Origin of the sequence: Leifsonia sp. (assembly GCF_051955155.1) — a bacterium.
Classification (GTDB): Bacteria; Actinomycetota; Actinomycetes; order Actinomycetales; family Microbacteriaceae; genus Leifsonia.
The window spans coordinates 39,075-45,971 of record NZ_JBQCGZ010000029.1 but is presented as its reverse complement, the minus strand read 5'-3'; the positions used below and the strand labels follow the sequence as shown (position 1 = coordinate 45,971).

General features: G+C 74.4%; 8 protein-coding genes and 1 pseudogene. 5 read left to right on the top strand and 4 right to left on the bottom strand.

The annotated features are described in order from the left end of the window. Together ACTHMF_RS02910 and ACTHMF_RS02905 are read right to left on the bottom strand one after the other, a co-directional pair. Positions 1 to 259 (bottom strand): annotated as a pseudogene (locus ACTHMF_RS02910) (dihydrofolate reductase family protein); the annotation flags it as partial. 1 nt (position 260) lies between these two features. After that, positions 261 to 599 carry an ArsR/SmtB family transcription factor gene (locus tag ACTHMF_RS02905; protein WP_314149450.1) on the bottom strand — a complete coding sequence of 113 codons (339 nt, stop codon included), beginning with the start codon at positions 597 to 599 and terminating at the stop codon, positions 261 to 263. A gap of 157 nt (positions 600 to 756) precedes the next feature. On the opposite strand from ACTHMF_RS02905, the gene ACTHMF_RS02900 reads away from it, so the two are divergent. Together ACTHMF_RS02900 and ACTHMF_RS02895 are read left to right on the top strand one after the other, a co-directional pair. Then, positions 757 to 1,719 (top strand): GlxA family transcriptional regulator, encoded by a 963-nt coding sequence (locus ACTHMF_RS02900; protein ID WP_440316231.1) that lies wholly within the window; start codon positions 757 to 759, stop codon positions 1,717 to 1,719. Between the two features lie 56 nt (positions 1,720 to 1,775). After that, positions 1,776 to 3,092 (top strand): DJ-1/PfpI family protein, encoded by a 1,317-nt coding sequence (locus ACTHMF_RS02895; RefSeq protein WP_440316230.1) that lies wholly within the window; start codon positions 1,776 to 1,778, stop codon positions 3,090 to 3,092. 35 nt (positions 3,093 to 3,127) lie between these two features. On the opposite strand, the gene ACTHMF_RS02890 is transcribed toward ACTHMF_RS02895, so the two are convergent. Then, positions 3,128 to 3,823 carry an SDR family NAD(P)-dependent oxidoreductase gene (locus ACTHMF_RS02890; protein ID WP_440316229.1) on the bottom strand — a complete coding sequence of 232 codons (696 nt, stop codon included), beginning with the start codon at positions 3,821 to 3,823 and terminating at the stop codon, positions 3,128 to 3,130. 109 nt (positions 3,824 to 3,932) lie between these two features. Here ACTHMF_RS02890 and ACTHMF_RS02885 point away from each other — a divergent pair, with 109 nt between their 5' ends. The 3 genes from ACTHMF_RS02885 to ACTHMF_RS02875 are packed head-to-tail and all read left to right on the top strand — an operon-like array spanning position 3,933 to position 5,915. Beyond that, entirely contained in the window at positions 3,933 to 4,583 is a 651-nt protein-coding gene (locus tag ACTHMF_RS02885) for a TetR/AcrR family transcriptional regulator (RefSeq protein ID WP_314149669.1), read from the top strand. 58 nt (positions 4,584 to 4,641) lie between these two features. Next, positions 4,642 to 5,322, top strand: coding sequence for a TetR/AcrR family transcriptional regulator C-terminal domain-containing protein (locus ACTHMF_RS02880; RefSeq protein WP_440316228.1), 681 nt, complete (start codon positions 4,642 to 4,644; stop codon positions 5,320 to 5,322). Beyond that, entirely contained in the window at positions 5,319 to 5,915 is a 597-nt protein-coding gene (locus ACTHMF_RS02875; RefSeq protein ID WP_314149667.1) for a dihydrofolate reductase family protein, read from the top strand. The genes ACTHMF_RS02880 and ACTHMF_RS02875 overlap by 4 nt, the downstream gene beginning before the upstream one ends. Positions 5,916 to 5,944: 29 nt before the next feature. On the opposite strand, the gene ACTHMF_RS02870 is transcribed toward ACTHMF_RS02875, so the two are convergent. Beyond that, positions 5,945 to 6,895, bottom strand: a complete 951-nt coding sequence (locus tag ACTHMF_RS02870) for an oxidoreductase (protein WP_440316227.1) — start codon at positions 6,893 to 6,895, stop codon at positions 5,945 to 5,947. Between the last annotated feature and the right edge of the window lie 2 nt (positions 6,896 to 6,897).

The following is a 6,897-nucleotide window of genomic DNA, read 5'->3' as shown; positions in this document are numbered from 1 at the left end:
TGTGCAGGCCGAACATCCCCGCCCCCATGATCTCGGCGCCGATCCCCTCGAAGAATGCGGCCGCGTAGCGCTCGTCCACTCCCGTCGTGCCGGCGCCGGTGGTGTCCCCGAAGATCCGGGCGCGGAAGGTGCGGGTGGCGGTATATGCGGCCGTCAGGCGGCCCCAGTCCGGGCCCATCGGGTCGTCGGGCGTGGCGTCGGCGGCGTCGGGCGTGTAGCCGTCGAGCGAGGCGAAGAGGTCCATGCGGACGCGGGTCATCTCAGTGCTCCTTGTCGGTTGTGCGGATCAGGTGGATGCCGAGCCGGTCGGCCTGGTGCTCCGCGGGCGTGCGCTGCTCGCCGAGCCAGAGGTGGAGCACGTCGAGGGCTCCCGGCCGGAGGGTGACGGTGCGCACCCTCCCGTGCTTCTCGGAGGTGATGACGCCCGCGTCCTCGAGCACCCGGAGGTGCTGCAGGAACGACGGCAGCGCCATCGCGAACGGCTCCGCGAGCTCGGACACGACCGCGGGCGCCTTCGCCAGCCGCTCGACGACCGCGCGACGCGTCGGGTCGGCGAGCGCGCGGAGCACGCCGTCGAGCTGGTCGTGATAGTTAGGCACGTACCTAACTATACGGCGGACGGCGCCTGTGTCAACGGCGAGTTCGCTCGGGAGTCGCTCGCACCGTGAGCTCTGTGTTTGTCGCTGACCTGATCCGTCCGCCAGGTCGTCCATCGGCGGCCTCTCTCACGCTGGCCGGCAGCCGTAGCCTGGTCACATGGATGTTCTGTTCGTGGTGCTGCCCGAGGTCAACCTGCTGGATCTGTCCGGTCCCGCGCAGGTGTTCTCGGCGGCCGCCGCGCTCGGAGCGGACTACCGGCTGCGCTGGGTCGCGGCGGAGGACGGCGTCGTCAGCGCTCAGGGCCTGGCGCTCGCCGGCCTCGAGCCGCTGGCCGGGGCGGCCGCCGACGGGAGCGCGCTGGTCGTCGTCCCCGGTCCCGACCTCGCTGCCGTCGTGCGGCGGACGGGCGAGCGTGAGCTCGTGGCGCCCGAGGTGCTGGAGTGGATCCGGCGCGCCGACGCGGCGGGCGCGCGGGTGGCCTCGGTGTGCACCGGCGCGGTCGTGCTGGGGGACGCCGGGCTGCTCGACGGCCGGCGGTGCACGACGCACTGGAGCGCGGTCGGCGCGATGCGGGAGCGGTATCCCGCCGCGCACGTCCTCGACGACGTGCTGTTCGTGCACGACGGACCAGTGAGCACGAGCGCCGGGATCGCGTCGGGCATCGACCTCGCGCTGTCGCTGGTCGAGGCCGACCGCGGGCCGGCGTTCGCGGCCGCCGTGGCCAGGGAGCTGGTGGTCTACACGCGCCGCAACGGGTCGGCCGCGCCGCTCAGCCCGTTCCTCGCCCACCGCGATCATCTCGACCCGGTCGTGCACGCGGTGCAGGACATCCTCGCCGCCGACCTGGCCGGCGCACATCCGCTCGCGGAGCTCGCCGCGCGCGCGCACCTCTCCCCGCGCGGGCTCAGCCGCGCGTTCGTCGCCGCGACCGGGCTCACGCCCGCCCAGTACCAGACCGAGCTGCGGCTCGGGCACGCCCGGACGCTCCTGCGCGGGTCTGCGCTCACGGTCGAGGAGATCGCGCAGGCCTGCGGCTACGCCGACCCTCGGCACTTCCGGCGCATGTTCGGTGCGCACGAGGGCGTGTCGCCTTCCGCGTACCGTCTGGCCGCGGCCTGAGCGATCCCCCTTCTCTTCCTCTTCCCTTCTCCCCGCACACCCTCAGGAGCCCCGCCATGCCCAGAATCGTCTCCGCCCTGCTGACCGCCGCGCTCGGGGTCCTGCTCGGCGTCGCCGCCCTCGCCGCGATCCTGGGCGGCGGTTTCGCCGTGACGATGGCGCGCGACTTCCAGGTCCCGACGGGAGCGGCGGCGACGGCGGCGCGCCTGCCGGCCCCCGCGGCCGCCCCGGCCGGCGACCGCATCCCCGTCGCGGTGCTCCTCGGCGCAGGCGGGTCGGTGGCGACGGACGCGCTCGGACCGTACGAGGTGCTGGCCCGGTCGCCGCGGTTCCAGGTCTACACGGTCTCGGTGCGGCGCGAGCCGGTCGCGCTGTCCGGCGGGCTGGCCATCCTGCCGGACTACTCCGTCCACGACGTCGTGTCCGGCGCCGCGCCCGAGCCCGCTGTGGTGGTGGTCCCAGCGATGGCGGACCCCGACGGCGCCGCCGAGGCGCCGCTGCGCGCCCTGATCGAGCGGACCGCGCAAGGCGGGAACGCCGTGCTCGGCGTGTGCGCCGGTGCGCGCGTGCTCGCCGCGACGGATGTGCTCGACGGGAAGCGGGCGACCTCGTTCTGGTCGGACATCCCCGGGTTGCGCTCGACGCATCCCGAGACCACCTGGGAGGATGGCGTCCGCTGGGTGCAGGACGGCATGGTCCTCACCACCGCGGGTGTGAGCTCGGGCATCGCCGGGGCCCTCCACCTGGTGGAGCGGTACGTTGATGCGGCGGAGGCGACCCGGATCGCGGCGGCCATCGGCTATCCGGCCTGGCGACCGGGGCCGGCGGAGACGATGCCGGTCAACACGGTGGCGCTCGCCGACTACCCCTACCCGCTGGCGGCGACGCTGCCGTGGTTCCAGCCGACCTACGGCCTCGCGCTGGCGGACGGCGTCGACGAGATCGGCGTCGCCGCGGCGGCCGAGCTGTACGGGGGCGCCGCGTTCCTCGCCCACGTGGTGCCCGTCGCCGACGGCGGCAGCGTCCGCACGGCGCACGGCCTCACCCTGCTGACCACGCCGCGCGCGGAGGCCGGCCGGTTCGACCGCGAGATCACGCCCGGCGGACGGAAGCCGGGGGAGTCGGCGTTCGAGCCCGTGCTGAGGGACATCGCGCGGCAGGCGGGCGAGCACGTCGCGCGGACCGCGGCGAAGTACATCGAGTACCCGGTCGGCGCGCTGCCGGCCGGAGGGGCGCTGCCGGCACGGCTCGCGCTGCTCGGCTCCGGGGCGGTCGTGATGTCGGTGGCGGTCGGGTTGATCCCGTGGGCGGTGCGGCGGGTGCGGCGGCTGCGACCGATGCGGCGTGCGGCGCGGTCCGGCTGCGTGGGGTGACGACGGCCTCCGGTCTTTCGCCGCGCGCCGCCGCGTCAGGCCCGCTGCTCCGCGATGTGGACGTGGACCTCGGTCCGCTCCTCGGCCATCGTCCAGAGCCGGCGGGCGATGTCGGCGGGGTCGATCGCCGTCGGGCCGGCGTGGGGAGAGCCCTTCACCGAGCCGTTGATGACGACCTCGCCGACGTACACGCCCTCCTCGCGCAGGCGCGCGGCGAGCAGCCCGACGAGCTTCGTCTTGGCGGTGCACTCGAGCGCGACACCGTCGCCGCCGAACGAGACGGCGTACGCGTCGATGGCGTCGTCCTGCAGGCCGAGCGCGCCGTTGACGACGAGGACGGCGCCGGTGCCCGCCCGGAGGTCGTCGCGCGTCGCCTGGACGGCGGTGAGCAGCCCGGCGACGCCGATGTCGAAGACGTGGGCGACCCGCTCCGCGTCGCTGGCGAGGACGTCGTCAACGACGACGCTCCGGTAGGCGGTCAGCGCGAGCGCGGTCACCGGCCCGAGTTCGCTGCGGATGCGCTCGAGCGTGCCGCGGAGGGACGCCGGGTCACTCGCGTCGCCCACGAACGGCCGTGCGGAGACCCCGGCGGCGCCGAGCTCCGCCACGCCGGCGTCCAACCGGCCGGCGTCGCGGCCGATGACCGCGACCGACCAGCCCCTCCCTCCGAACTCCCGGGCGATGGCGTGGCCGTTTCCGGGACCGTAACCGATGACGACGAGCAGAGGCATGATCTCACTCCAGGGGACGGGCGGCGCTCCGGGTGAGCGGCGCTGGGCCCAACGTAGCATTAAGCGGAATAGGAAGATCCGTATCCGTTTATTCGATAGGATGGCGGGCATGAGCACCCCAGCACCCTCCGGCCGGCGACCGCGGGCCGACGCGGAACGCAATCGTCGGCGCATCCTCGACGCCGCGACCCGGGTGTTCGCGGAACGCGGCCCTGCGGCGACGCTCGGCGACGTCGCGACGGCGGCGACGGTCGGGATCGGCACCATCTACCGCAAGTTCCCGGACAAGCAGGCGCTCCTGGACGCGCTCTTCGAGGACAGGATCGACGCCATCATGCGGGTGGTCGACGAGGCCGCGGAGCTCGCGGATCCCGGCGAGGCCTTCCGCGCGTACCTCGTCGGCATGATCGGGCTGCACGCCGCCGACCGCAGCCTGGCCACGGTGCTGTTCGCCCCCGGCCGCTACGACCGCTTCCCGCCGGAGCTGAGCGACCGGCTCGGGGCCACCGCCGACCGTCTGATCGCCGACGCGGTCGCGGCCGGGGAGCTCCGTCCCGGCTTCACCCGCCAGGACACCATCGCCCTCGCCGCGATGGTCAGCACCATCGCGCTCGCCTCCCGCGAGGACGATCCCGAGCTGTGGCGCCGCTACGCGGACATCGTGGTGAACGGGACGCGCGCGACCGCCGGCGCTGCCCCGCTCGCTCCGGAGCCGCCCGGGTTCCGGGCGATGACGGAAGCGCTCAGCCGGGTGCTCTGATCCGACGGCCGCCGACGAAGGCTATCGCCGATAAGCATCAGCCTGCTAGGGTCGGCGCATGCCCCAGCCTCCCCGCACGGACAGGCGCGCGATCGTGGCCGCCACGATCGGGCTCCTCGACGAGGTCGGGCTCGAGAAGGTCTCGCTGCATGCGATCGCCGCGCGCCTCGGGGTCAAGCAGCCCGCGCTCTACCACCACTTCGACAGCAAGGCGGCGCTGATGGCGGCCGTGGCAGACGAGGTGCTCGACCGGTACCACACCGACCGCCTCCCGGACGCCGGCGAGGCGTGGGACGCGTTCGTGATCCGCAATGCGCGCAGCCTCCGCCGGGCGATGCTCTCGGTTCGCGACGGCGCCCGGCTGATCTCCTCGGCGGGGAGCAGGGTGCCGGAACAGGGCAACGCGATCGCCAAGGTCGACCTGCTGGAGCGCGCCGGGTTCGACGGCAGGACGGCGGTGCTGGCGCTGATCGCCGTGTCCCGCTACACGATCGGGGCGGCCCTGGAGGAGCAGGCGAGCCGATCGAACCCGTCGCTCGCCGACAGCGCCGACGGTCTCGAGGGGACGGACGACCGCGCGGCCCGCTTCGGCCGGACCCTCCGCGCCGCGGCTGCCGCCGGCGCCGACGGGGAGTTCGAGCTCGGCCTCACCGCGCTCGTCAGGGGCCTCGACGACAGCAGGGAAGACGACAGCAGGGGACACGACGGCAGGGAAAAGAGAGAAGGGAACGCACCATGAAACTCACCGTCAGTCTGCAGGTCACCGTCGACGGCGTCGCCCAGGCCAACGGCGGCAACGACGAGCGGCTCGACCCCGGCTTCACCCGCGGCGGCTGGGCGGTCGGCGTCGGCGACGCGGAGGCGGCCGGCTACATCCTCGAGACCTGGCGACGGCCGGACGCCTTCCTGCTCGGGCGCAAGACGTTCGATCTGTTCGAGACCTACTGGGGCGCGCGCCGCGACGACGGGGGCTTCGGGGAGGCCATCAGTTCCCGGCCGAAGTACGTCGCGTCCAGCACGCTGACCGCCCCGGCCTGGGAGCACACGACCGTGCTCTCCGGCGACCTCGCCGCGCAGCTCCGGGAGCTGAAAGCCGCCTCGGCGGGGGAGCTGCTCGTCGTGGGCAGCGTCGCCCTCGCGCGCTGGCTGCTCGAGCAGGAGCTGGTGGACGAGCTGAACCTGATCCAGTTCCCCGTCATCGTCGGCCAGGGCGACGCCGTCCTCCCGCGCGACGGCCGCGACTTCGCGCTCGACCTCACGGACGCGCGCGTCTTCCCGAGCGGGATCGTCGCCCTGACCTACGGCGTCGGCGGGCGGCCGCGGTACGTCTGAACGAGAAGGGGGTCGACGGCGGCCGGGCTCTAGCCGACGCCGGCGCCGTCGCTCGACGCCGCGAGCAGAGGGACGATCACGTCGCTGATCGGCGTGGGGATGCCGTGCCTGCGGCCGAGGCGTCGCACGACACCGTTGCGCGCGTCCCACTCGAGCGGCCGGCCGGCCTCCCGGTCGGCGAGGATCGACGTGCCCAGGTCCGCAGGGAACGACCGGAACCGGGCCAGCAGCTCGGCGGGCACGTCGTCGTCCAGCGCAGCCCCCTCGGCGCGGGCGACGGCGAGGCACTCGCGCAGGTAGTCCAGCGCGAGTCCCGCGATGTCGTCCCTGCGGAACATCCCCGCCCGGCGGCCGGTCAGCACCATGAGCCCGGCGACCGCGTTCTGGAGAAGCTTGCGCCAGGCGACGGATGTGAAGTCGGCGGCCGGCTCCACCTCGCACCAGCTGCCGTTCAGCGCTTGACGCACGACCTCCGACGCCGGATCGTCCGGCAGCGTCAGGCGCGCGTCGCCGCGCAGCAGGACCGACCCGTCCGGCTGCGTCTCGGCGGGGAACCACACCACAGAGGGGACGATCCGCGCCCCGGGGGCGATCGGCTCGAGCGCCGCGAGCTGCTCGACGCCGTTCTGCAGGACGCAGACCACCGTCCGCGGCCCGACCAGCGCGGACAGCCACGGGGACGCCGCGGCGAGCTGCGTCGTCTTCACGGCGAGGAAGACGAGCTCGGCCGGCCGGTCGACCGTCGCCGGGTCGGTGAGGACCGGACCGGGCACGACGGTGTCGCGACCGTCGCGGCGCAGCACGAGGCGATCGCGGGCGGTCCGCCCGCAGAGCCGGACGGGCCGGCCGGCCTCGTGCAAGGCCGCCGCGACGGTGGTCCCGATCGCGCCGGGGCCGATCAGGGCGATCGTGCCGGGGGAGGGGACCGAGGAGACGGAGGCGGGCGCTGCCGCTGCGGGTCGGGGGTCGGCGGGGCTCATGC

Coding starts and splice junctions, on each gene's coding strand:
- ACTHMF_RS02900 (WP_440316231.1), top strand. CDS start 757: ATGGATGTTCTGTTCGTGGTGCTGCCCGAGGTCAACCTGCTGGATCTG.
- ACTHMF_RS02895 (WP_440316230.1), top strand. CDS start 1,776: ATGCCCAGAATCGTCTCCGCCCTGCTGACCGCCGCGCTCGGGGTCCTG.
- ACTHMF_RS02890 (WP_440316229.1), bottom strand. CDS start 3,823: ATGCCTCTGCTCGTCGTCATCGGTTACGGTCCCGGAAACGGCCACGCC.
- ACTHMF_RS02885 (WP_314149669.1), top strand. CDS start 3,933: ATGAGCACCCCAGCACCCTCCGGCCGGCGACCGCGGGCCGACGCGGAA.
- ACTHMF_RS02880 (WP_440316228.1), top strand. CDS start 4,642: ATGCCCCAGCCTCCCCGCACGGACAGGCGCGCGATCGTGGCCGCCACG.
- ACTHMF_RS02875 (WP_314149667.1), top strand. CDS start 5,319: ATGAAACTCACCGTCAGTCTGCAGGTCACCGTCGACGGCGTCGCCCAG.
- ACTHMF_RS02870 (WP_440316227.1), bottom strand. CDS start 6,895: ATGAGCCCCGCCGACCCCCGACCCGCAGCGGCAGCGCCCGCCTCCGTC.